The sequence below is a fragment of the Frankia sp. KB5 genome (genome assembly GCF_002099325.1).
GTDB classification, from domain to species: domain Bacteria; phylum Actinomycetota; class Actinomycetes; order Frankiales; family Frankiaceae; genus Frankia; species Frankia casuarinae.
Window position 1 is genome coordinate 1 of sequence record NZ_MRUJ01000406.1, and the last position, 1,204, is coordinate 1,204.

The window sequence follows — 1,204 nt, forward strand, 5'->3', positions numbered from 1 at the left end:
CCGGGGTGGGCGTGAGGCCCCAGCCAGTTTGGTAACTGTGCGTAATGTTGGCTCGACGTGGCCTGCTGTGACCTGATGTGGCATGCCTCGTGTCGTGACATGAATCGCCCGCAACCCCTGGCGATCTTGGTTGTTCCTGACGCAACCGAGAGGCCACGGAGCTACGGGCTTGGACGATCATACGAATGACGCGACGCGGTTGCTCGACATCGACGGTCTGACGGTGTCGCGCGTCGAGATGCTCGCGGACAGGACACGGCAGGTGTGGCTTGCGACCGCGGACGAGACAGCGCGGGCGTGCCCGGGTTGCGGGGTGTTCGCGCGCAGGGTCAAGGGCGTCGTGACCACTCGGCCGCGTGACCTGCGCTACGGCCCGTCCCCCCTGCGACTGGTGTGGGTCAAACGCCGCTGGTACTGCCAGGAGCCGCTGTGCGCGAAGCGGTCGTTCACCGAGTCGCTGCCGGCGGTGCCGGCGCGGGCACGGTTGACGACCCGGCTACGCGAGCAGGCCGGCCGGCTCGTGGTCGACGGGATCTGCGCGACGGTGGTAGCCAGCGCGCGGCACCTTGCGCTGTCCTGGCCGACGGTCATGGACGCGGCGCGCGGCGTGGCCGCGCCGTTGACCGACACCGCCTCACCGCCGGTGGACGTGCTCGGGATCGACGAGACCCGCCGAGGCCGGCCGCGCTGGCGGCCCGCGGACCGCGTTCCCACACCGGCGTCCCCCGAACCTGCTGGCGGCGGGCCCRCCGTCCCTGCGCCCGCCGAGACCGTCGAGCCCGACCCGGCGGGTGGCGAGCCGGCGAAGACCCGGGTGCTCGCCGACCGGTGGCATGTCGGATTCACCGACCTGGCCGGCGGGCAGGGCATGCTCGGCCAGGTCGAGGGCCGCACCACCGACGACGTCGCGTACTGGCTGGCCAGCCAGACACCGTCCTGGCGCGACCGGATCACCCACGTGGCGATCGACATGTGCACGGTGTTCGTCGCCGCGGTCCGCCGCTACCTGCCGGGCGCCACCCTGGTCGTCGACCACTTTTATGACGACGTGCGCGTGATGCCGATGCCAGCGCCGTCTGCCCTGGTGGCCTTGGTAGGGGCTTCTTGGATGTCGGCATAATCGTGGGTCCGGGTTGACTAGAGTTTCGCAGTTTTCTTGATCGTCTCGCGGTGGTTAGCGAGGCGAGTTGATTTAACCTATTGA

1 protein-coding gene is annotated in these 1,204 nt (G+C 69.6%); it reads left to right on the forward strand.

The features are described from left to right. The first annotated feature begins 169 nt into the window (after positions 1–169). Positions 170–1,120: a transposase family protein gene (locus tag KBI5_RS24840; protein ID WP_241883195.1), complete on the forward strand. Its 951-nt coding sequence runs from the start codon at positions 170–172 to the stop codon at positions 1,118–1,120. Positions 1,121–1,204: the final 84 nt, after the last annotated feature.